This is a genomic window from Streptomyces cylindrosporus (assembly GCF_022698165.1).
Lineage (GTDB): Bacteria > Actinomycetota > Actinomycetes > Streptomycetales > Streptomycetaceae > Streptomyces > Streptomyces cylindrosporus.
The window spans coordinates 443,010-465,815 of the sequence record NZ_JALDAY010000004.1; the positions used below are offsets into that span (position 1 = coordinate 443,010).

The window sequence follows — 22,806 nt, forward strand, 5'->3', positions numbered from 1 at the left end:
GCGGCCGGGGTCAGGACAGCGGGACGCGGGTGAAGCGGCCCGCCACCCGGAGGTCGGCCTCGACGCGGTCCGCCGTGGTGCGCAGGGCGGGGAGGATGTGCCGTACGCACTCCTCGACCGTGTGCCGTGCCGCGTGCATCGCCACGTTCAGCGCCGCCACCACCCGGCCCGTGCGGTCGCGGACCGGGACCGCGATGGAGCGCAGTCCCTCCTCCAACTCCTCGTCGACCAGGGCGTAACCCTGGGAGCGGACCGAGGCGAGCACGGCGGTCAGGGCCGCCGGGTCCGTGATCGTGGCCCGCGTCAGCGCGCGCAACGGGCCGAGTTCGCGCTCGGACTCCGGTAGGTCCGCCAGCATCACCCGCCCCATCGACGTCGCGTACGCCGGCAGCCGCGTCCCCACCGTGATGTTCACGCTCATGATCCGGCCCGTCGCCACCCGCGCCGTGTACTGGATGTCCGTCCCGGACAGCACCGACAGCGACGTCGACTCGTGGACCGCTTCGGCGAGTTCGGCCATGTGGGGCGCGGCGATCTCGGCGACCGAGGTACGGGACAGCGGGGGGAAGCCCAGCGACAGGACGCGCGGGGTCGGCTCGAAGACGCGGTCCCTCGCCCGTACGAGACCGAGGTGCTCGTACGTGATCAGGGCGCGGCGGGCCGTCGCGCGGGCCAGGCCCGTCGCCTGCGCGACCTCCGTCAGCGTCAGCGCGGCGCGGCCCTCGCCGAACGCCGTCAGGACCGTCAGCCCGCGCGCCAGCGACTCGACGAACTCCCGGCCCAGGGCCTGCTTGGACGCGCCGGTCCAGGTCGCGAGCCCGGACGGCGCGGACCCGGGAGGAGCGGGCGCCGCGGTACGCAGGTCGTCCTCCATCGCCCCTACCGCCGCCCGCAGTCGGGGCAGCAGGGTGTCGCGCAGGTCCGCCGCGGTGTGCCGGCTGGTGTGGCTCACCACGCTTGCCGCGCACGCGATCCGGCCGCTGCGGGGGTCCCGTACCGGCACGGAGACCGCCACCAGCCCCGGCTCGATCAACTGGTCGTCCAGCGCCCAGCCGTTCGCCGCCGCGTCGGCCGCGCGCCGCTCGAACTCCTCGTCCGAGCAGGGGTGTTGACGCGGTGGTACGGCGGGAAAGTCGCGGTCCTCCGGATCCGCCGAGCGGCGTGCGCGCCACGCCCGCCACTCCTCGCCGCTCCACTCCGTCGCGAACAGCGGGCCGGGCGCGGTGCGTTCGGCCGGGAGCAGGTCGCCGATGCGGAAGCTGAGGGACATCGCGCGGCGCCGGGTGGCCTGGTGGATGAAGCGGATGCCGTCGCGGTCGGCGACGGCCAGGGACACCGACTCGTCCAGCTCGTCCGCGAGGGCGTCGGCGCGCGCGTCCAGCAGCGCGGGCAGGCGCAGGGCGGCCAGGTAGGCGTTGCCGAGTTCCATCAGGCGGGGGGCGAGCACGGCGTCCCGGCCGTCGAGGCGGACGTACCCCATGCGCGCGAGGGTGGAGGTGATGCGGTCGACCGTGGAGCGAGCGAGGCCGGTGGCCCGTTCGAGCGCGCTCAGGCTCAGCGTCCCGTCCGCCTCGGTGAGCCGTTGCAGCACGGCGATCCCCCGGATCAGCGGCGTGACCGCCTCGGCCGGCACGGCGACGGGGCCGGCGTCGTCGGCCGTCGTGGAATTCACGGACATCGGCTTCTCGGGTCTCCGGTACGGCGGTCGGAACACGGCCACCGTACCCGGGGCCGCCCCTTGTGGAATCCGCTCACCTCCGCGCGGGGCCGGCTCTCCCGGGTTCGCTCACCTCCGCGTGGGGTCGGCCCTGCCGGGGTCCGGTCGCCTCTGCGTGGGGTCGGCCCTGCCGGGGTCCGTTCACCTCCGCGCGGGGTCCGCCCTCCTGGGGGCCGGTCCCCTCCGTGTGGGGTCGGGCCTGTCGGGATCCGCTCACCTCCGCGTGGAGTCCGCTCGCCCGCGGCCTCCTCGCCTCTGCGTGGGGTCGCTCTCCCGGGGTCCGCTCACCTGCGTGTGGGGTCGGCCCTGCCGGGGTCCGGTCGCCTTCGCGAGGGACCCTGCCCTCCCGGGACCCCTCACCTCCGGGAGGACCCCCCTCCCGGGACCGCTCCCCTCCGGGAGGACCCCCCTCCCAGGCCCCCTCACCTCCGCGTGACCGCCACCCGGTAGTTCCCCGCCATGTCCGTCCCCTCCACCGCGATGCGGATTCCCCGCTTCGGGTCCTTGAAGGTCTCGCCCGGGGTGAAGGGCGCGTCCGAGAGTTCCGCGTGGACGTTGGGGCTGCGGGTGCAGCCGCCGCTGTCCCGGTGGGAGTCGTAGACCGTGACCGGGCCCATTCCGGTGTCCACGTCCGCGTCGACCCGGTAGACGAGGACGCCCGGTCGGCACACCGCCTCGTCGTTGCCCTCGCGGGTGCGCAGTTCGACGGCGTAACCCGTGCCCCCGGACAGCGGCACGAAGACCAGCTTGGGGCCGCCCGGGCGGGCCAGCGGGGTGAGGGTGTACTCGGTCGTGCCGCGGGCCGTCGCGCAGCCGACCTGGCCCGCGTCCAGCCAGCCCAGCTTCCACTTGTGCCAGCCGAGCAGGTCGTTGTTGGCGCCCCAGTCCTCGCTCATGATGTCCCAGTGGCCCACCGCACCCCCGCCCTCCTGGGTGTAGAGGTCGGGCAGCCCGAAGACATGGCCGTTCTCGTGCGGGAGCACGCGGTAGCCGGTCTTGTCGTAGGAGCCGGAGCCGTCGTCCTGGCGGGAGTAGACGAAGGACGCGTTGGCGACCGGCACGCCGTCCGCCACCGGCGCCTCCGTGTTGCCGGCGAAGGTCACCGACAGGACCGTGTCCAGCGCGGAGGGGCCCGCGTTGGGCGTGATCAGCACGTTCAGGAAGTCGTAGTCCCGGAAGTCGACCTTGGGGTCGGCCGCGCTCACTATGTCCTGGACGAGGTCGCGGTAGCCGGGGTCGAAGGGGGCACCGCGCTCTATGCCGTACGCCTTGAAGGCCTTGGGCATGCGCAGCCAGTGCGGGACCGGGGTCTCGGGGCGGTAGTCGAGACGGCCGTACGAGGCGGTGCGGAACCACTGCTGGGTCTGCGGGAAGAACTCGTGGAAGCGGTCGAGCGCGTTGCCGGGGCCCGGCGCGTCGGGGAAGTCGACCATCAGGGTCAGGGCGCGGACGGTGCCCGTGGAGCGGGAGTAGCCGGTGGCGGTCGGTACGCCCTCCGACATCTGGACGGCGTGCCGGCCGCTGATCATGCAGGGGCCGAACGCCGAGCCGCGGGCCATCGCGACCGGACCGGCCGCCGTGCTGCCCGCGGTCGGACGACCGGTGCCGGCGGAGGTGCTGACCGCGAGGGTGAGGGCGGTCACGGACGCGAGAGCGGCCACGCGGCGCGGGCGTATCCGACGGCTGAGCTGCATGCACGGGCCCTTCGTCGATGGCAGCCGCCGGTCCCGGACTGCACCCTTTCGATCACCCTCGGTCGCGGGGTGCGGGGGCGCTCGCTGAAGGCGGCCGAACGTGGGGTTCCGGCAGTACGGGGATGTGACTCAGGTCACATCGAATCTTTCCGTCAACCCGAAATAAGCGGGGAGCGTCTCCCCGTTTAGTCAGGTGTCCGAGCGAAACGGGGACTGGCTCCCCGGATCGCGGAAGCAGAACCACCGACCCGAGGAGTACGCCGTGACCGCCACGACGACCGCACAGCGCAAGGTGCCCCGGCCGCGCGCCGACGCCCTGCGCAACCGGGAGCGGATCGTCAGCGCGGCCCGGGAGATGTTCACCGAGCTGGGCCCCGACGTGCCGCTCGACGACATCGCCCGCCGGGCCGGCGTGGGCAACGCCACGGTGTACCGCAACTTCCCCGACCGGGACGCGCTCGTCCGCGAGGTCGTCTGCTCGGTCATGGACCGGACGTCGGAGGCGGCCGAGGAGGCCCTCGCGGAGAGCGGGGACGCCTTCGAGGCACTGGAGCGCTTCGTGCACACCTCCGCCGACGAGCGGATCAGCGCGCTGTGCCCCATGGTCCAGTCCACCTTCGACAAGAACCACCCCGATCTCGAAGCGGCGCGCGAGCGCTGCGAGGAGCTCGTCACGGAACTCATGGACCGCGCCAAGCAGGCCGGCCAGCTCCGTGACGACGTCGGCGTCGGCGACCTGATGGTCGTCGTGGCCCAGCTCAGCCGGCCCCCGGCCGGCACCGACTGCCTCAGCAACGACCGCTTCGTCCACCGCCATCTACAGCTGTTCCTGGACGGACTGCGGGCCCCGGCCCGATCCGTCCTGCCGGGTACGGCCGTGACCATGGAGGACATGCGCACGTCCTGACCGATTAGTTCAGCGCTCCACACCAGTCCCTAGTGCGGGGCTGTACGAACAGCCCCTCGCCACCACAGCGATCCCTTTTTCCGTCCCGAAGTCCCGAAGTGGGTACCCCCATGTCTGAAACAGCCTCAAAGGCTCTCGGCGTCAGCGATACCAGCGCTCACGCCAACCGCTGGAAGGCGCTCGTCTTCATCGCGCTCGCCCAGCTGATGGTCGTCCTCGACGCGACGATCGTGAACATCGCCCTGCCCTCGGCCCAGACCGACCTGGGCATATCCGACGGCAACCGCCAGTGGGTCGTCACGGCCTACGCCCTCGCCTTCGGCGGTCTGCTGCTCTTCGGCGGCCGTATCGCCGACCTGTGGGGCCGCAAGCGGGCCTTCGTGGTCGGTCTCGTCGGCTTCGCCGCCGCCTCCGCGCTCGGCGGAGCGGCCACCACCGGCGCCATGATGTTCGGCGCCCGTGCCCTCCAGGGTGCCTTCGGCGCCCTGCTCGCGCCCGCCGCGCTCTCCCTGCTCGCCGTGATGTTCACGGACGCCAAGGAGCGCGCCAAGGCCTTCGGCATCTACGGTGCGATCGCCGGTGGCGGTGGCGCCGTGGGCTTCATCCTCGGCGGCGTGCTCACCGAGTACATGGACTGGCGCTGGACGTTCTTCGTCAACATCCCGTTCGCGGTCATCGCCGCGCTCGGCGCGTACTTCGTCATCCGTGAGCCGGAGGGCGGCCGCAACCGCAACCCGCTCGACATCCCCGGCGTGCTGCTGTCCACCCTCGGTCTGGTCTCGCTGGTCTACGGCTTCACCCGCGCCGAGTCCGACGGCTGGGGCGACTCGCTGACCGTCGGCCTGTTCGTCGCCTCCGCGGTCCTGCTGCTGGCCTTCGTCGTCACCGAGTCCCGGGTCAAGGCCCCGCTGCTGCCGCTGCGCGTGGTGACCGACCGCAACCGCGGCGGCATCTACCTCTCGCTCGGTATCGCGATCATCGCGATGTTCGGCACGTTCCTCTTCCTGACCTACTACCTCCAGGTCATCAAGGGCTACTCGCCGATCAAGACCGGCTTCGCCTTCCTGCCCATGATCGCGGGCATGATGGTCGGCTCGACCCAGATCGGCACCCGCCTGATGACCCGGGTCCCGGCCCGGGCGCTGATGGGCCCCGGCTTCCTGGTCGCGGCCTCCGGCATGCTGGTCATGACCCAGATGGAGATCGGCTCGTCGTACGCCTCGATCATCCTGCCGGCCATGCTGCTGCTCGGTCTCGGCATGGGTACGGCGTTCATGCCGGCCATGTCCCTGGCCACCCTGGGCGTCGAGCCGCGTGACGCCGGTGTCGCCTCCGCGATGGTCAACACCTCGCAGCAGGTGGGCGGCGCGATCGGCACGGCCCTGCTGAACACGATCGCCGCCTCCGCGACGACCTCGTACATCAAGGACCACATCGGCTCCGCGACCTCCAAGTCGCAGGCCCAGCTGGTCCAGATGCAGGGTGCGGTGCACGGCTACACCAACGCCATCTGGTTCGCCGTCGGCATGCTGGTGCTGGCCGCGGTGATCGTCGTCACCCTGGTCAACGCGGGCACCCCCGGCTCGACCACCGTGTCGGGCTCCGAAGAGGGCGCCGAGGACGAGCTCGCCGTCCCGGTGGTCGCCCACTGAGGCGACCGCCCGGTCGTACCCCTTCGGCATCACCACCCGTACGCAGGAGGAAGGGGACGCCTCCCGCGTACGACCCCCGGACCTGCCCTGGCCCTAGCGGAGCCAGGGCAGGTCCGCGCCCGCATCGCTGGGCTGGAGTCCCTCGGCGACGATCTGCATGATCTCGCCGAGGGACTTCTGCTGTTCCGGGGTGAGCAGCTCGAACACCGCCTGCCGTACGGCGCGGACGTGGCCGGGCGCGGTGCGCTGGAGCACCTCGTACCCCTCGTCCGTCAGCACGGCGAACTGGCCGCGCTTGTCGGAGGGGCAGTCCTCGCGGCGCACCCAGCCGTTCTTCTCCAGCCGCGCGATCGCGTGCGAGAGCCGGGAGCGGGTGATCTTCGCCTTCATGGCCAGCTCGGTCATCCGTAGCCGGCGCCCGTCGGCTTCGCCGAGGCCGACGAGAAGGCCGTAGTAGATGTGCGGCATGCCCGCGTCCCGCTGGAGCTGGCGGTCGAGGTGGTCCTCCAGGAGGGTGCTGGCGTGCACGTAAGCGCGCCAGATGCGCTGCTCGTCGTCGGTGAGCCAGCGGGTGTCTTCGGTAGCGGGTGCTGCGTCCATGGACTCCACTCTACGAGAATCCTTCTTGAAATTTAAACAATTGGGGCGTACAGTCTTCGTAGAGTTTGAGACTTAAAGTACCTAAGTATCTGTGGATTTCGAGGCCAGAAGTACCCCGAGGGAGTCACCGCCATGTCAGCCGCCGCACCGGAGCGCATGCCCGCCCTCTATCTCAGCCACGGCGCCCCGCCGCTCGCGGACGACCCGATCTGGCCCGGCGAGCTCGCCGCCTGGTCCGCCGACCTGCCCCGCCCCAAGGCGATCCTCATGGTCTCCGCCCACTGGGAGGAGGCCCCGCTGGCCCTCGGCGCGGTGGACCCCGTACCCCTGGTCTACGACTTCTGGGGCTTCCCCGAGCACTACTACCAGGTCCGGTACGACGCCCCCGGCGCCCCCGAACTCGCCGAGTCCGTACGGAAGTTGCTGCGCGCCCCCGGTACGCCGGTACAGGACGTCCCGGACCGCGGCCTCGACCACGGCGCCTATGTCCCGCTCGTCGAGATGTTCCCGGCCGCCGACATCCCGGTGCTCCAGGTCTCCATGCCGACGCTCGACCCGCGCCGGCTGATGGACATCGGCCGCAAGCTGGCGCCGCTGCGCGACGAGGGCGTGCTGATCGTCGGCTCCGGCTTCTTCACCCACAACCTGGCCGCGCTGCGGCACACCGGCGGGGGAGTGCCGACCTGGTCGTCCGAGTTCGACGACTGGGGCCACCGGGCGCTGGAGACCCGGGACTGGGACGGCCTGCTCGACTTCCTCGACAAGGCCCCGGCCGGCCGTTACGCCCACCCGCGCACCGAGCACTTCGCCCCGCTGTTCGTGACCATGGGCGCGGCCGAGGCGGGCGGCGAGCTGGACACGCAGAAGTCGGTGATCGACGGCTTCTGGATGGGGATGGCGAAGCGGTCGGTGCAGTTCGGCTGAGGCCCCAGGGCTACGGCAGATCCTTCTCGTACCAGGCCACGTCCCAGTAGCGGCCGAACTTCCGGCCCACCTCGCGGTACGTGCCGACGTACCGGAACCCGAAGCGTTCATGCAGCCGCGTGGACGCTTCGTTGGGTTGTGCGATGCCGGCGTAGGCGCGGTGCACGTCCTCGCCCGCGAGGGCCTCGAAGAGCGCCTTGTACAGGAGCGTGCCGATGCCTCGGCGGCCGGCATGCGGGGCGAGGTAGATCGTCGTCTCGACCGAGGTCTCGTAGGCGGGCTTGGCTCGATAAGGGCTTGATGTGGCGTAGCCCAGAATTTCCTTAGTGTCCGCATCCGTGGCAACCATCAGGCGATGCGGGCCGTCTTCAGGGTGGGAGAGCAGCCAGGGGCGCCGCTCCTGAGGGGTGAAGACGACGGTGTCGAATGTGATGGACGTCTCACGTACGTAGTGGTTGTAGATGTCGGTGAGGGCTTCGAGATCCCGCTCGACTCCCGGCCTGACCTGCACCTCTGTACGTTCTGACGACATCGGGTCTCCTTACGCACTCCTTATGCGGCCGCACAGGGTACTGCATGATCAGAAAAATAGGGGGGCGGGTTGGGAATTCTGTCCGGATTCCAGTCGTTGTTTCCATCAGATGCTGGGCACCCGACCAAGGTGCTGAGAGGTACTCGAAGGCGAGCGCCTGGCATCTGAAGGACCACCCGCCAGCCCACCATCGCAAGGGAGCACGCATGGCAACCCGTGCCGTCGCCCGTCGTCAGTCCGCCACCGGCGAGACCGACACGGCAAGCAGTGTTCGCGCACATGGCGGCGAGATCGCAGACCGCGACCTGGTCGGCATGTACCTCGACGAGATAGCGCGCACACCGCTGCTCGACGCCGCCAAGGAGGTCGAGCTGTCCCAGATCATCGAGGCGGGTGTGTTCGCGCGACAGGTTCTCGACGGATACGAGGAGTCCAAGGCCGACGCCTCCCGCGAGGAGCTGGAGGCCCTGGTGGCCGACGGCGAGCGGGCGAAGGACGTCTTCATCCGCTCCAACCTCCGCCTGGTCGTGGCCGTGGCCCGCCGCTACCCCCGCAGCGGCCTGCCCCTGCTCGACCTGATCCAGGAGGGGAACGCCGGCCTGGTGCGCGCTGTCGAGAAGTTCGACTACCGCAAGGGCTTCAAGTTCTCGACGTACGCGACCTGGTGGATCCGTCAGGCCATCACCCGCTCCATCGCCGACCAGTCCCGCACCATCCGCCTCCCCGTCCACCTGGTCGAGGAGCTGGGCCGGATCCGCCGCGTGCAGCGCGAGTTCAACCGCGAGCACGGGCGCGACCCGGAGCCCGCGGAGATAGCGGCGGAGCTGGGCTCCAACGCGGACCGCGTGACCGACGTCCTGGACTGGGCCCGCGACCCGGTCTCGCTGAACATGTCGGTGGACGACGACGGCGACACCCAGTTCGGCGACCTCCTGGAGGACACGTCGGCGGTCTCGCCCGAGCAGTCGGTCCTCACCCTCCTGCGCAGCGAGGAACTGGACCACCTGATCGGCCGCCTGGACCCGCGCACGGCCTCCATCATCAAGATGCGGTACGGCATCGAGGACGGCCGCGAGCGCACGCTGACCGAGGTCGGCAAGGAACACGGCCTGACGCGCGAGCGCATCCGCCAGATCGAGAAGCACGCCCTGCTGGAACTGAAGAAGCTGGCCCGGGACACGGGCTTCGAGGCAGCGGCGTAGGACGGACAGCCCGGGCCCGGCGGCCGGACGGCTTGCGCGCGGGGGTGCGTGCGGGTCGGCTGGTGCCGGGTGGTGGGCGGCCACCGGGTGGTGTGTGGCGGTCGGCAGGCACCGGGTGATGTGTGGCGGTCGGCGGGCATCGGGTGGTGTGGCGGTCGGTGGGCACCGGTTGGTGTGCGGCGATCGGCGGGCACCGGTTGGTGTGCGGCGGTCGGTGACCATCGGTTGGTGACCATCGGTTGGTGTGCGGCGGTCGGTGACCATCGGGTGGTGTGTGACGGCTGGTGTTTGACGGTCGGTGTGTGACGCTGGTGTGTGCCGGCCGTGGATATCCGACCTCGAACTCGGCCGCGACCGCGTACGCCGGGTGGCGGAAGACCGCGCAAACAATGGCGGTGTTACGCCGCTTCAACTCTTGGGGGCATGGGAAAAAGACTTCAGGGCACAGGAGTTCGGGAACCCGCGAAGACCAGCCCTCCACCAGAGCCAAGTCCCGACGCACAACCCCCCCCGGCGCCGGGACTCTCCCTGAGCCGGGCTCCGGCGCCCCTCCCCCCGGGCGCTGGGGCCCGGCTCTCTTTGGTGGGGGTGATGTCGCTTTGGTGGGGGGTGATGTCGAGGGTTCTCGCGGGTGCGGGCATGCTGGATGGCGGGGCACCCCGGACCTGAACCCCGGGGTGGCCCGCCGGATGGCAGATTGTGCCACATGGGCATAGCCTGACGGTGTGAGCAGCTCCACCCCCGCACCCAGAAACCGTGCGTCCGTTCCCGCGTCGTCCGGCTCGCTCACCGAGCGGCGCAAGGCCGAGACCCGGATGGAGATCGCCCGCGCCGCGGCCGGGCTCTTCGTGAAACAGGGTCTGCGCGCGACTCGCGCCGAGGACATCGCCCAGGCCGTGGGAATCGCCCCGCGCACGTTCTACCGCTACTTCGCGACCAAGGAAGAGGCCGTCGCCCCGCTCTACGCGGCGGGCGCGGAACGCTGGGCGGAGGCGGTGGCGGCGGCCCCGGCCCACCTCTCCGTCCCCGAGGCCCTGGAACACGCGGTCGAGTACACCCTGACCCCCGGCGCGGGCGTCTCATCGGCCTCCTGGGAACTGGTCCGCACCCTGATCCGCCTGACCGACACGAGTCCCGCACTGGGGAAGGTGTGGGCGGAGGTGTGCCGTGGGGCGGAGGGGCGGTTGGGGGAGGTATTGGCTTGGCGGTTGAGGGACGGGCAGGGGCAGGGGGACGGGGACGGGCAGGGACACGGGGACGGGCAGGGACACGGGGACGGGCAGGGGGACGGGGGCGGGGACGGGCAGGGGGACGGAGGCGATGGGGATGGTCACGGTGGTGAGGGCGAGGGGGGCCCGGCCGGCCGTGGCGGGGGTGAAGGCGACGGCGTCGGGGGCGGCGTTGGCGTTGGCGGGGGCGATGCCCGCTCCGGTGGTGGCGGTGACTCCGCTGGTGGTGGCGGCTTGATCGGTCGTGGCGGTGCCTCCGCTGGTGGCGCCGGTTCGGGCGGTGGCGGCCGTGCCTCCTCGGGCGGTGATGACAACGTTGCTGTGGCCTCCGCGCTGTCCCCCTCCTTGCGTTTCGCCGCCGCCGTGGCCGGTGCCGCGGTACGCGTGGCCGTGGAGCGCTGGGCCGCCGGCGAGGCGCCGGCCCGGGGTCCCGAGGGGCCGGGGGCACTGGCGCTGCGGAACTTGGCGGCGCTGAGGAGTTTTCCGTGGGAGGAGTTGGCGGGGGAGACGGGCGGGGGGTGAGGCAGGGCTGGCCGGGGTCGGCGTTGGGCCACATGACGTCGAGCCAGGTGGGCGTTGCACCGGGCGAGCCTTGGACCGGGCGAGCTTTGGACCGGGCGGACCTTGGACCGGGCGGTAGTGCCCGGCACCACGTCAGGCCGACCGCCCGCACCGCCCTCGGCTCTGAGCAGCCGGCATCCAGCCCACCGGCGTCGGCGGGCCCCCTGCTGTTCCTGTCCAGTTCCCCGGCGCCCGTGCACCCTTGCCGTTCCCGTTCAGCCCACCGGCGTCGGCGGGACTCCGCTGTTCCTGTTCAGTCCCCCGGCGCCCGTGCGCCCTCGCCGTTCCTGTTCAGCCCACCGGCGTCCGCCCCCACCATTCGTGTTCAGTTCCCCGCAGTCCGCGTCCGCGTCCGCGTTCGCGTCGGCGTCGGCGCCGCCGCCCCGCCTGCTTCAGTTCCCCGGCGTCCGCGCCCCTGCCACCCCCGCCGCCCGCGTCAAACGGCCCCCCAACTCCCGTACACAATCCACGAGTTCCTCAGGCTCCTGAACCGTGAACTCGAACCCCAGCAGGGCCAGCCGGAGCGCCGTCCACTCCACCGCGTCGCCGACCGTCGCCCGCAGCCGGCACGACCCGGCGTCCAGTGGCTCCGGCGTGCCCAGCCACTTCGGGAGGCGCCCGGCGACCTCCGGCGCGGGCGCGGCGAAGGTGACCTCGAAGTCGTAGGACTCCTGATGCCGCTGCATGGACCGCCGCAGATACTCGGCCGCACTCCCCGTCGGCAACTCCCGCGGCACGAACCGCGCCCCCGTGGCGAACGGCTCGCTCACCCGGTCGACCCGGAACGTCCGCCAGTCGGCCCGGTCGAGGTCGTACGCGACGAGGTACCACCGCCGCCCGGTCGAGACCAGCCGGTACGGCTCCGTCACGCGCCGCGACTCGGTCCCGTCCCCCGCGCGGTACGCGAACCGCAGCCGCTCCCGCCCCGCCACCGTCGAGGCCATCACGGTCAGCGTCTCGGGCGCGATGCTCGCCCCGTCCCCACTGGTCAGCGGCGTGGTCGCGGCCTGGAGCGTGGAGACGCGGTGCCGCAGCCGGGAGGGCAGCACCTGTTCCAGCTTGGCGAGGGCCCGTACGGACGCCTCGTCCACCCCTTCGAGCGCGTGCCCCGCGCCGGCCCGCAGCCCGACCGCGATGGCCACCGCCTCCTCGTCGTCGAGCACGAGCGGCGGCATCGCCTTGCCGGCCACGAGCCGGTAGCCGCCTTCCGCGCCCAGCGTGGCCTGCACGGGATAGCCCAGCTCACGCAGTCGGTCGATGTCGCGCCGGACCGTGCGCCGGGAGACCCCGAGCCGCTCGGCGAGCTCGCCGCCGGGCCATTCGCGGGGCGTCTGGAGGAGGGAGAGGAGCGTCAGGAGCCGTGCCGGGGTGTCCGTCGTCATGAGTTCGAGGATGCCGTAGAACTAGGACACGATCTGACCTATTGGGATCGTAGCTTCAATGCATGACCTCCTCCGAAACATCTGAGCTCGGTAAGCTCGGTAAGGCTGACGCGGTTGCCACAGCCGACGTGGCGGACCGCCGCCGCTGGTTCGCTCTCGCGATCGTGATGACCGCGGCCTTCATGGACCTCGTCGACGTCACGATCGTCAACATCGCCATCCCGTCGATCCAGCAGGACGCGGGTGCCTCCTTCAGCCAGATCCAGTGGATAACGGCGGGTTATGCGCTGGCCTTCGCCGCCGGGCTGATCACGGGCGGTCGCCTCGGCGACATCCACGGCCGAAAGCGACTCTTCCTCGTCGGCATCGGCGGTTTCACGATAGCGTCGGCGCTGTGCGGCCTGGCCGCGAACCCGGAGATGCTGGTCGCCTCCCGCATCCTGCAGGGCGGCATGGCGGCGATGATGGTGCCGCAGGTCCTCGCCATCGTGCACGCGACCTTCCCGGCGCACGAACGCGGCAAGGTGTTCGGCCTGTTCGGCGCGGTCGTCGGCCTCGGCGCGGTCACGGGCCCGCTGCTCGGCGCCCTGCTGACGGAGTGGAACCTGTTCGGCCTGGAATGGCGTCCGATCTTCCTCATCAACCTCCCTGTCGGTGTCGCGGGCCTGCTCCTCGGCAGCCGCTTCATCTCGGAGTCCAGGGCGCCGCGGGCGCTGAAGCTGGACCTGGTGGGCGTGGCACTGGTGACGCTCGGTCTGCTGATGCTGCTGTACCCGCTCACACGCGGCCGCGAGCTGGGCTGGCCGCTGTGGGGGTACGTCTCGATGGCTGGTGCGGTGGTGGTCTTCGGAGCGCTGGTGGCATACGAGAAACGGAAGGCCGCGCGGGACGGTTCCCCGCTGATCGAGCTGTCCCTCTTCCGGGTGAAGAGCTTCGCGGCGGGCATCGCCGTACAGACCGTCTTCGGCGTCGCGCTCGGCGTGTTCTTCCTGGTCTGGACCCTGTACATGCAGATCGGCCTGGGCTGGAGCCCCCTGCGCGCCGGCCTGACGGGCGTCCCCTTCTCAATCGCGGTCTCCACGGCGGCGGGCCTGTCCGTTCAGCAACTGGTACCGCGCTTCGGCCGCAGGGTCCTCCAGGCGGGCGCCCTGCTGATGGCGACGGGCGTACTCCTCTACATCTGGGAGTCCGACCGCTACGGGCTCGGGATCGCCTCCTGGCAGATGGCCCTGCCCCTGGTCGTGATGGGCGTGGGCATGGGCCTGATCGTCGCCCCGCTGACGGACGCGATCCTTTCGGACGTCCCACGCGAACACGCGGGCTCGGCATCGGGCCTCATCAACACGGTGCAGCAGATGGGCAACGCGCTGGGGCTGGGCCTGGTCTCGGTGGTCTTCTTCGGCGAGATCGACGACCGCCTGACACCGACCGAGGTGGGACCGGCGTTCGTGAACGGCTTCCAGCACGCGCTGGGTTGGGTGGCGGTCGTGATGGGCGCGATCTTCGCGCTGATGTTCGCGTTGCCGGGGCGGGCGGCACGGCATCCCGAGGGGGGCGTACAGGAGCCGGGGACGGCGGCCGGTGAGGGGGTGCACCACGGCGCGGACGTCACCACGGCGCGTGAGACCGCGCCCATGTCGAGCGTCTGACGCAGCGAACACCCGTCCGCCCCCGGTTCGGAGGCGGGCGGGGCCTGGTCGGTGCTGCTAGTCTGAGGTGATCCCTGTCCCGGGGATTTCTCGGAACTCCTGGAACTCGCAACTCCTGGAACTTGGAACCCCTGGAAGCGGCGGACGTCATGGCAACGAGGCCACAGGCCACCCCATCAGAGGCGGCGGCGCCGCAAGCGGCTCAGTCCAACTGGCTTCCCGCTCTCTCCCGGCTGTCCCTCGGCGAGATCGCCGCCCTCGACAGCACGGAACTCGAGCCCTCCGTCGAACACTTGCGGCGGCGCGTCAACAGACCGCTCAGCACCGTCGCGGGGAGCTCCGGCAGCTAGGGGCCGTAAGCCCTGTGCCCGGACTCCCGGGTAGCGATTAGGGTGCACCGCACGTCTCTTAGCCCGAACGGGGAAACGTCGTGCCGATGCGCCTTCACCACCTCTCCGACTCCGCCCTGCGGTCGTTGCTGTCCACCACCGAGGACGAGCACGCCGTCGCCGAACTGCTCGACGCCGAAGTCAGCCGCCGACTGCTGCTGTTGCGTGCGGTCCTGGATGCCGCGAGCGACTTTCCCGAGGCCGAGTCCGGTGGCGTACGTGAGGCCTGGCGGCTGCTGGAGGACGCGGAGAAGCTGGAGCCGGCGGGGTTCCGGGCGGCGCTGCTCGATCCGCAGGTGGGGCTCTGGGCGGCGGGGTTGTTCCGGCGGCTGTCGCGGGAGGCGGAGGCGTCGGATGACGTCGGGTCAGATGACGTCGGGTCGGGTGACGTCGTGGCGGATGAGCCGTCGCTCCAGGCCGAGTTGGGATTTCTGAGCCTTCTCGCCGTCTCGGTCTCCGTCGCCGCGGGCGCCGATTTCCGGGTCCGTGTGCCGGTCCAGGACGGCGCGGTGTTTCTGCCGGGGCTCGGGCGGGCGCACGTCGGGGGCGGGGCGTGGGGCTGGGCCGAGGTGTGGGGACGTGACGGGGTGGTGACCGTGACCTCGGACAGTACGGCTCAGACGGACAGCGCGGCGGAGACGGGCAGTACGGCGGAGACGGGCAGTACGGCGGAGACGGGCAGTGCCGCTGAGGTGGGCGGCCCGGCGTACGCACCCTCTGCTTCCATGACTTCCACGACGGTCACGCTTCCCGCCGATCCGGAGGGCGACGCGCCCGGCTGGCAGGGACTGCGCCGGCTCCGCAGCGTGCACGCCGGCGCCGCGCTCACGGTCACCCTGGACGACCTCGGTCCGTGTCCGGCGGTGCCCGGGCTGGCGGGGGCCGGGCGGTTGACGGCCGAGCGGTTCGCCGCCTGGCAGGAGCGGTTCGACGAGATGTGGCGGGTCCTGGTCACCGACCATCCGGCTGCCGCGCGCGCTCTGTCGACCGGTCTGATGTCGGTCGTCCCGCTGCCGCGCGGCGAACGGCTGCGGGCCCGCGCCGCCTCGTCGAGCGACGCGTTCGGGTGTGTGCTGCTGTCCGAGCCGGACGACGACATCGACGTGCGGTCGGCCCAGCTCGGTGTCGCCCTGGTCCACGAGTTCCGGCACACGCTGCTGAACGGGCTGATCTTCCTCATGCCGCTGTTCGAGGAGTGCGTGGAACTCTTTCACGCCCCCTGGCGCGACGATCCTCGCCCGCTCGGGGGGCTTGTGCACGGGGCGTACGCCTTCTCGGGGGTCGCGCACTACTGGCGCACGCGCGGCTCGGAGGGGCTCGCGGGCTTCGAGTTCGCGCTGTGGCGCGACGCGGTGCACGCGGTGCTCGAGACGCTGCGCACCCACTCCGCGCTGACACCCCTGGGGCGCGCGCTGGTCACGACGCTGGACGAGCAGACGGCACCGTGGCGCGACGACCGGGTGGAGCCGGACGTAGAACACCTGGCGCTTCTCGCCGCCGCCCACCACCGAGCCGCCTGGCGCGCCCACCACCTGCACCCGCTCCCGGCGCACGCGGAGGAGTTGGCGCGGGCGTGGCAGGCGAGCGCGGGGCGCGCAAATCCATACGCGCGCCCTCGAGTTCCGGCTGCGCGCCCCCACCTCCGCACCGATCCCGCGGCCTGCCGCCTCGACGCCCTGGCCCTGCTCGCGCGACTCAGCATCATCGCGCCGCGGGAATTCGAGGAACTGCGCGCCGAGGAGGATCCGGGCAGGCGGGTGCCCGGAGTCGGACCCGCCGATGTCGCCCTCGTGGCAGGGGACGCCGAGGCCGCGGTCAAGCTCTACGCCGACGAGCTCACCGGCGCCGATGCGAGACCCGCGGCCTGGGCGGGCCTCGGCCTCGCGCTGACCGAGCGCGGCGAGACGGCCGCGGGTGCGGCCCTCACCGAACAGCCCGAAGTGGCCCTGGCGGTCAGCCGGTTGCTGTCCACCCCGGCGGATCCGGTGGCCCTGGCACGGTGGCTGGCGCTCTAGGCGCCACCTGCCTGGAAGGGCGCCGAGCCGGTCACAGCGGTGTCGGGTCGATGTCGCAGTCCGCACGGTGCTCCCAGTCCGCCGCCTGGGCCACCGCGGGGTGGCTGCTGCCGAGCTTGCGGGCGAGGCGTTCCCGGGTGTCGGTGTGCAGGGTGTCGGCCTCCTCGACGCGGCCCAGGGTGCGCAGATCCATGCCGAGGTTGGCGGCGCAGGCGAGCGTGGAGGGGTGGTCCTCGTCGAAGACCTGCTGGGAACGGCGCAGGGTCTCCGTGTCGAGCGACAGGGCGGTCGCGGCGTCTCCCAGGGCGTAGTGGTCGCTGGCCAGGTTGGTGCGGCAGACCAGGGTGGAGGGATGGTTCTCACCGAGCGAGGCGGTGAACTCCTCCAGGACCAGCGCGTTGATGTACTGCGAGGCCGACGGGTTGCCCAGCAGCCGGTACGTGATCGCCAGGTTCACCGCCGCCGAGAGGGCGTGCGGATGGTGTTTGCCGTACGTCCTCTCGTACTGCTCGCAGATCTGGGTGCCCAGCCGCAGCGCCTCCTGGAGGTTTCCGCCGTGCCGCAGATGGACCGTCAGCTCTAGCGTGGACGCCATGGATTCGGGGTTCTGCTCGCCGTAGCGGTGGACGAGGTCGGTGCGGGCGGCCTCCGCCGTCTCCATCGCGACCTGGTGCTCGCCGGCCTTGCGGAGTGCGACGGCGAGATGCCGGAAGCAGGAGAGGGTGAGCGGGTTGTCGCCACCGAGCAGCGCGGTGGACCGTTCGACGATCTCCCGGTGATACGTCAACGCGGTCGCGTAGTCGCCGAGTTCGCGTGTGTCGAGGATGTAGCCGAGCCAGGTGCGCAGCGTGTCGACGTGGTCCTGGCCGTAGATGAGGATCCAGCTCTGCCAGGTCTGCTGGTCGAGGTCGCGGGCGCGGGCGAAGTCGCCTGCCAGGCGCAGGCTGACGCCGACGTTGTGGGCGGCGCGCAGGGTCTCGGGGTCGTCGGGGCCGAGTAGACGCAGGTACTGCTGGTGGACCGACTCGGACAGGGAGAGCGCCTCGCTGAACGCACCGCGCACCCGGTGGTCGATGGCGACGTTGCCCAGCGCGTCGATGGTGTCCTGCGCGTCCGGCCCGATCGAGCGCCGATAGGCTTCCAGTACCGAGGAGTTGAGGTCGGCCGCCTCGCCGTACTTGCCCATGGTGAACAGCAGGAATCCCAGCCAGCGGGCGACCTGCAGGGTTTGCGGGTGGTCCGGGCTCAGGGCCTGCGACCACGTCTCGTGGGCCGTACGGGCGAGTTCGAGACCGGACTCGTAGTCGCCCCACCGCAGCAGGTAGATCACCTCGTTCACGACCAGGTTGCGCACCCAGCTCTCCTCGGACTTGACCGCCTCCGAGACCAGGACGTGCGGGTAGAGGGAGCCGTACCGTTCCCAGCGCTGCGCGTTGTTGGGGTCGTTGGGGTCGCTCGCGGCCAACAGCAGATGAGCGCCGCGCTGCATGCTGTTGCGGTCCTCCTCGGTCATCCGGTACAGCAGCGCGGCCTGCACCAACCGGTGCATCTGGAGTGAGTTGTTGCGGTGGTTGAAGCGGGCCAGCGAGTAGCGGCCGATCTCGCGGATCACCTGGCCCAGCCGGATCGGGTCCTCCAGCGCCGCGTCCAGTTCGGGCGCGATGGAGCCGCGCGGCATGCGGGCGAACAGGGTGCGGGCGATGGGCTCGGCGGCGTAGAAGGAGCACACCTGGAGAAGCTGGTAGGCGGCCGGGTTCTTGGTCTCCAACTGGTCCAGCGAGATGTTCCAGGCGGCGATCACCGGATGCTGGTTGTCGAGCGGGGCGGTGCCGCGCAGCAGGTCGACGCGTTTCTCGTTCAGCAGCCGTAGGTACTCGTCGACGAGCATGCCGGTCTCGGCGTGCCAGGCGGCCGCCTGCTCGATGGCCAGCGGCAGGTCGCCGAGCGCCTCGGCGAGCCGGTCGGCCTCCTCGTCGCTGATCTCCGGACCGCGCACCCGCAGCAGCTGCTTGCTCTCCTCCCGCATGAAGACGTCCACCTCCAACGGGCGCGCGATGGAAGCCCATTGCGGGTTGCGGGAGGTGATGAGGATGTTGCCGGGGCCGCCGGCCGGGAAGAACTGCTGGACAGCCTCCGGGCTTTCGGCGTTGTCGAACACCAACAGCCAGTTCGCGTAGGGCCGTCCGACGCGCAGCGCCTCCAAGACCGAGGCGACCGTCGAGGAGGCGTCGCTGCCCGGGGTGAGGCCGAGGCGCGGGGCGAGTTCGACGAGCGAGAGGGAGATCTGCGCGGTGCGCTCGGCGGAGATCCACCACACGACGTCGTACTCGGACATCCTCCGGTACAGATACTCCACGGCGAGCAGGCTCTTGCCCACGCCGCCCATGCCGTGCAGGGCGTGCGGCAGGACCGCCGTCGCCTTCTCCCGCAGCAGCCGCTGGTGCAGCTTCTCTAGGAGTTCCTCACGGCCGGTGAAGTTCGGGTTCCTGGGCGGGATGTTCCCCCAGACCGTGGGCGTGTTGCGGGTGCGCTCGGTTCCCACGGTGCCCGCCGGGGCCTGCTGCGGCATCGCCGGCCTCCAATTCCCCTGATGCGTCGGGCGGTCTGCGTCGGCCGGGTCGCGGACGACGGCTTGGCTGAGTGTCGGGAGTGCGATGGTGCCCTTGCGTGGTGCGGCGTGCCGTGGTTCGAGGCGGGCCGCGAGGGCGGCGTCCACCTGTCGCGCCGGTGTCAGGAACGGCCCGGACAGGGCGTGGAGCACGGCGCTCTCCGCCGTGAGCCACGGCCGGGACTCCTCCGTGACCGGCGGGAGTTCCAGGGCGGCGGCCCCGCCGAGCAGTCGGGGCAGTCGCCACAAGTGTTCCCCGCCCGCCCCGCGGCGATCCCCCACGGTTTCGACAACTCGTACCAGGTCGGTACGGCGTCCGGCCGCGAGCAGCTCCTCGCGTACGCCCGGCTCGAACTCGTACGCCGGGCGGGCGTCGTCCGAGGTACCGACCAGGCCGTGCACCAGGAGCTGGGCGAAGTCGGCGAGCGAGCAGCCCGGCGTCAGCCGGTCCAGCACCAGACGGACGAGCGAGGGGTCCAGCGGCAGCGCGGCGAGCAGGGTGGCAAGGGTGAACGCCTCCTTGGGCACCGACGCCCTGAAGCGCGCCACCCGGGACGCGGCGCCCGGCGCGGGCCCGGAGCCATCGTGCCCGGGAACCCCGGCGCGCGGGAACACCACGGTCAGCGGCAGCCAGACCGGCGGTCCGGCCCCGAGCAGCCGCGACCAGGCGTCCAGCCAGCGCGGCGACAGCTCCAGCACCGGGATCGGTACGTCGGGACCGTGGCCCGAGGGCTGTTCGCGCACGTCGGGACCGAGGCCGCGGGCCTGCCAGCGCAGCCGGTGGTTGGGGGCGCCGGGGCCGGGGGAGCGCAGCAGCACCTGCCAGCCGCGCAGCCCTGTCGTCGGCCACATCGGGTGCGGCAGCAGATGGATCAACGCGACCGGCCCGGCCTGGCCCCAGCGCCGCAGCAGCGGCTCCACGGAGTGCGTACGCCAGCGCGGCCCGGCCCCGTCCGTGAGCAGCAGCGTCAGTCGGGCGCCCGCGTCGGCCCGGGGCAGCGTCGCCGGATCCGTGCTGCGCCCGTACGGCAGCCGGTGCACCGTGATCCGCCCGAAGCCGCCGGTGCCGTACAGCAGGCGGGTGAGCTCGCGCACCGTGTCGTCCCACACCCGCATCGTGGGCCCGGAGTCCACCACCACCGCCACGTCCCGGCCCCGCCGCCCTCCGGCGGGCCGGAGCACGGCCCCGGCCCGCCGGAGGGCCTCGGGGATCCCGGCGTGCAGCTCGGGCCAGAAGCCGGTCATGGCTCCTCCGGCGCGGTCCACTCCCACAGGGCGTCGACCGCGGACTGGAAGGTGTCGCCGTCGGCCAGTGAGCGCAGGACACCGCTCGCGGACAGATGCAGGGCGTCCAGGAGGCGCTCCACCACCGGGCCCTCGGCATGGACGGCCCGGTCGAGGAACGCCTGCACCACGTCGGCCGCCGGGGAGCCGGGGGCGCCGGGCGGGAAACGGGCCGCGGCGATGGCCCGCAGCGTCTCGGGGCCCGGCCGCTCGAGACGCAGCCTCACACAGCGCCGTACCAGATCAAACGGCAGATCCCGGGCGCCCGTCCCGGTGATGACCACCACCGGAAAGGCATGGCATCGCACCACCCCGCCGTGCAGCGGCACCGCGGCTGCCGGATCGTCGTCCGTCGCCACCCGGCCGACGCCGTCCGGCACGGTGAACCCCCCGGCCGCCAGTACGGTGCACAGGTCCTCCGGCAGCGCGATCTCGGCCCGGTCCAGCTGGTCGATCAGCAGCACCCGGGGTGCACGGTGGGGCAGGAAGGCGGTGCCGAGCGGACCGAGCCGGCCCTCACCGGCGTACAGCCCCTCCCGCAGTGTGCTGACGCTGGTGACGTGCCAGCGCAGGACGCGGCCGAGGCCGAGTTCGCGGGCGATGCGGTGGGCCAGGGTCGACTTGCCGGTGCCGGGCTCGCCGGTGACCAGCAGCGGACGGCGCAGATACAGGGCCGCGTTCACCCGGGCCACCTCCCTCGGCGAGGGCGGCAGGGGCTCGGTTCCGTCGCCCAGCGCGATGGCGGCGTACGGGTCCTCGGACGGCGGCGGGGGCAGGTCCGGGCCGCCCCCGAAGCTGCGCCAGCCGGGCGGTCCGGGCCAGACGGCGGGGGCGGGCAGGGGACGGCCGGTGCCCGTGTAGACGCCCCAACTCCCGGTGCTCGCTGCCGACTTCGGCGGGGTCTCGCTGTTCGGTGGCATGGGCCGCGTCCTTCCGTCTCGTGGTCACTGCGCGCCGGGCAGTACGGGCTTGCGGTCCGGGTTGTCCCACAGCACCGTGAGATGGCGGCCGGGGTGCTGCTCGTCCTGCTCGGCGTCCTGGATCGCCACCTTGCGGCGGTAGGCGGCGACCTTCGTGGGGAAGCGCTGCAGGCCCTCGGCGAGCAGTCCGTTGACCACGTCGAGGAACTCGTCGGTCGAGGGGCCCTCGCGATGCCAGATCACCACGGGCAGCCCGCTGCGCAGCGCGGCCTGGAGCTCCTTGTGGCCGGGGTGGTCGGGCAGCGGGGGGCCGCTGAGCACGGTCGCCACGAAGTGCTCGTTGTCCCCGAGCCGGGCCTCCAGGCCGCGCAGATGGTCGCCGTTCTCGCGTGCCACGTTGACGTGCACGGACACCGACGGGTCCTCGCCGATCGTCAGCTGCAGCCAGCGGCGGCGCCAGAAACGGTGCCACGCGGTCTCCTGCAGCCGGTCCAGGCTGCGGATGACCACCGGATAGTCCACGGCCAGCGGCACGTTCGGCACCTCACCGGTGTCCCGGGGCCACCAGTCGACGGGCAGGTTGAGCAGCTCGAAGGGCAGCACGAACTCCAGCCACAGATCCCCGGGCCGGTCCCCGGCCGCCCGTTCGACCTGCCGCACGATCCCGCTCACCGCCTGCTTCAGCTCGTCCCTGCCGACCTCCGGCAGCGAGGCGCCCCCCTCCGAGTACCGGTCCTGCGCCGGCGACATGAACGAGTGCGACACGGTGTACCGCCCGCTCTCCAGCGGATCAGGCGTGATGCGGATCGCCAGGTACTCCTCGTGCCGCCGCACCGGCGCCGTCGGTGACTTCACCCGGTCCCGCCGGTCCCCGTCGAGCAGCTCCGCCAGGCCGACGCGCAGGGCCCACTGCCGGTTGTGGGCCAGCACCTCGCGAGCGATCCGGCGCTCCATGGACTCGGTGCTGCGGTCGAGGTAGAGCATCCACGGCGGCAGCCCGTCGCGGGGCGCGCCCTGACCGGCCAGGTGCAGGAAGTCGTGCCAGGAGTTGTCTGCGTACGGCGGTGGCGCGGACACGCGTGCGTGGGTGGCCGTCCGCACCAGCGCGGTCCGCATCGCCGACGTCATCGACAGCGACCCCAGCGTCTCGGTGAGGAACTCCCAGGCGTCCGTGACCTCGGGCAGACCGGCCAGCGAGTCGACGGCCGTCCACTCGTCGGCGAGGCGCTGCACGAGCACGGTCTGCGGGCAGTTCTCCTCCAGCATCGGCAACTGCCGTGCCAGCGCCGCGAGTCCGCCCGGCAGCCGGGTGCAGAACCGGGACAGCTCCACCAACTGCAGCCGTACGGTGGACTGTTCGCGCAGGTCGGCCCGGTGCCCCAGGGCCTCGCCGACCAGCTCGACCAGCAGCGCCCGTGCGGAGCGGTCCTCCAGGGCGCGGACCGCGAGCAGCGCGGCCAGCGTCTCCTCGCCGATCCGCTCCCGTATCCGTAACGCCGACGGCCCGCGGCCCCCTCCGCCCTCTGAGGTCAACGCCGCCC

At 71.9% G+C, this 22,806-nt stretch carries 15 protein-coding genes and 2 pseudogenes; 9 read left to right on the forward strand and 8 right to left on the reverse strand.

Annotation, left to right across the window (positions count from 1 at the left end; translation table 11 throughout):
* Positions 1-10 precede the first annotated feature (10 nt).
* Positions 11-1,678: an IclR family transcriptional regulator domain-containing protein gene (locus MQP27_RS14980; RefSeq protein WP_242765572.1), complete on the reverse strand. Its 1,668-nt coding sequence runs from the start codon at positions 1,676-1,678 to the stop codon at positions 11-13.
* Between the two features lie 461 nt (positions 1,679-2,139).
* The gene (locus tag MQP27_RS14985; protein ID WP_242765573.1) at positions 2,140-3,411 is read right to left on the reverse strand and encodes a M6 family metalloprotease domain-containing protein; all 1,272 of its coding nucleotides are present in this window, start codon (positions 3,409-3,411) and stop codon (positions 2,140-2,142) included.
* A gap of 262 nt (positions 3,412-3,673) precedes the next feature.
* On the opposite strand from MQP27_RS14985, the gene MQP27_RS14990 reads away from it, so the two are divergent.
* A complete protein-coding gene (locus MQP27_RS14990) occupies positions 3,674-4,318 on the forward strand; it encodes a TetR/AcrR family transcriptional regulator (RefSeq protein WP_242765574.1) in 645 nt (214 codons plus the stop codon).
* Positions 4,319-4,428: 110 nt separating this feature from the next.
* Positions 4,429-5,970 (forward strand): MFS transporter, encoded by a 1,542-nt coding sequence (locus MQP27_RS14995; protein ID WP_242765575.1) that lies wholly within the window; start codon positions 4,429-4,431, stop codon positions 5,968-5,970.
* 93 nt (positions 5,971-6,063) lie between these two features.
* On the opposite strand, the gene MQP27_RS15000 is transcribed toward MQP27_RS14995, so the two are convergent.
* Positions 6,064-6,570 (reverse strand): MarR family winged helix-turn-helix transcriptional regulator, encoded by a 507-nt coding sequence (locus MQP27_RS15000; RefSeq protein WP_242765576.1) that lies wholly within the window; start codon positions 6,568-6,570, stop codon positions 6,064-6,066.
* 132 nt (positions 6,571-6,702) lie between these two features.
* Here MQP27_RS15000 and MQP27_RS15005 point away from each other — a divergent pair, with 132 nt between their 5' ends.
* Entirely contained in the window at positions 6,703-7,494 is a 792-nt protein-coding gene (locus tag MQP27_RS15005; RefSeq protein ID WP_242765577.1) for a dioxygenase family protein, read from the forward strand.
* A 10-nt stretch (positions 7,495-7,504) separates the two neighbouring features.
* On the opposite strand, the gene MQP27_RS15010 is transcribed toward MQP27_RS15005, so the two are convergent.
* On the reverse strand, positions 7,505-8,026 hold the full coding sequence (locus tag MQP27_RS15010; protein WP_242765578.1) for a GNAT family N-acetyltransferase: 522 nt from the start codon (positions 8,024-8,026) through the stop codon (positions 7,505-7,507).
* A gap of 206 nt (positions 8,027-8,232) precedes the next feature.
* Between MQP27_RS15010 and MQP27_RS15015 the strand changes: the two genes are divergently transcribed.
* The 3 genes and pseudogenes from MQP27_RS15015 to MQP27_RS15025 form a co-directional block, all read left to right on the forward strand.
* Positions 8,233-9,228 carry a sigma-70 family RNA polymerase sigma factor gene (locus MQP27_RS15015; protein ID WP_242765579.1) on the forward strand — a complete coding sequence of 332 codons (996 nt, stop codon included), beginning with the start codon at positions 8,233-8,235 and terminating at the stop codon, positions 9,226-9,228.
* 815 nt (positions 9,229-10,043) lie between these two features.
* Positions 10,044-10,448 (forward strand): annotated as a pseudogene (locus tag MQP27_RS15020) (TetR/AcrR family transcriptional regulator); the annotation flags it as partial.
* A gap of 306 nt (positions 10,449-10,754) precedes the next feature.
* Positions 10,755-10,979: pseudogene (locus MQP27_RS15025) on the forward strand (TetR family transcriptional regulator); the annotation flags it as partial.
* A gap of 431 nt (positions 10,980-11,410) precedes the next feature.
* Here the strand turns inward: MQP27_RS15025 and MQP27_RS15030 are convergent.
* The gene (locus MQP27_RS15030; protein WP_242765580.1) at positions 11,411-12,400 is read right to left on the reverse strand and encodes a helix-turn-helix transcriptional regulator; all 990 of its coding nucleotides are present in this window, start codon (positions 12,398-12,400) and stop codon (positions 11,411-11,413) included.
* A gap of 62 nt (positions 12,401-12,462) precedes the next feature.
* Here MQP27_RS15030 and MQP27_RS15035 point away from each other — a divergent pair, with 62 nt between their 5' ends.
* The 3 genes from MQP27_RS15035 (at position 12,463) to MQP27_RS15045 (ending at position 16,453) form a co-directional block, all read left to right on the forward strand.
* Positions 12,463-14,049 (forward strand): MFS transporter, encoded by a 1,587-nt coding sequence (locus MQP27_RS15035; protein ID WP_242765581.1) that lies wholly within the window; start codon positions 12,463-12,465, stop codon positions 14,047-14,049.
* Positions 14,050-14,198: 149 nt separating this feature from the next.
* Entirely contained in the window at positions 14,199-14,399 is a 201-nt protein-coding gene (locus MQP27_RS15040; protein WP_242765582.1) for an FxSxx-COOH-like cyclophane-containing RiPP peptide, read from the forward strand.
* Positions 14,400-14,485: 86 nt separating this feature from the next.
* Positions 14,486-16,453 carry an HEXXH motif domain-containing protein gene (locus tag MQP27_RS15045; protein WP_242765890.1) on the forward strand — a complete coding sequence of 656 codons (1,968 nt, stop codon included), beginning with the start codon at positions 14,486-14,488 and terminating at the stop codon, positions 16,451-16,453.
* A 31-nt stretch (positions 16,454-16,484) separates the two neighbouring features.
* Here the strand turns inward: MQP27_RS15045 and fxsT are convergent, their stop codons facing one another.
* Genes fxsT through MQP27_RS15060 form a run of 3 tightly spaced genes read right to left on the reverse strand, consistent with a single transcriptional unit; the run spans position 16,485 to position 22,798 of the window.
* Entirely contained in the window at positions 16,485-20,306 is a 3,822-nt protein-coding gene (gene fxsT / locus MQP27_RS15050; protein WP_242765583.1) for an FxSxx-COOH system tetratricopeptide repeat protein, read from the reverse strand.
* Positions 20,303-21,265 carry an AAA family ATPase gene (locus MQP27_RS15055; protein ID WP_242765584.1) on the reverse strand — a complete coding sequence of 321 codons (963 nt, stop codon included), beginning with the start codon at positions 21,263-21,265 and terminating at the stop codon, positions 20,303-20,305. The genes fxsT and MQP27_RS15055 overlap by 4 nt, the downstream gene beginning before the upstream one ends.
* A 24-nt stretch (positions 21,266-21,289) precedes the next feature.
* The gene (locus MQP27_RS15060; RefSeq protein WP_242765585.1) at positions 21,290-22,798 is read right to left on the reverse strand and encodes a VMAP-C domain-containing protein; all 1,509 of its coding nucleotides are present in this window, start codon (positions 22,796-22,798) and stop codon (positions 21,290-21,292) included.
* Positions 22,799-22,806: the final 8 nt, after the last annotated feature.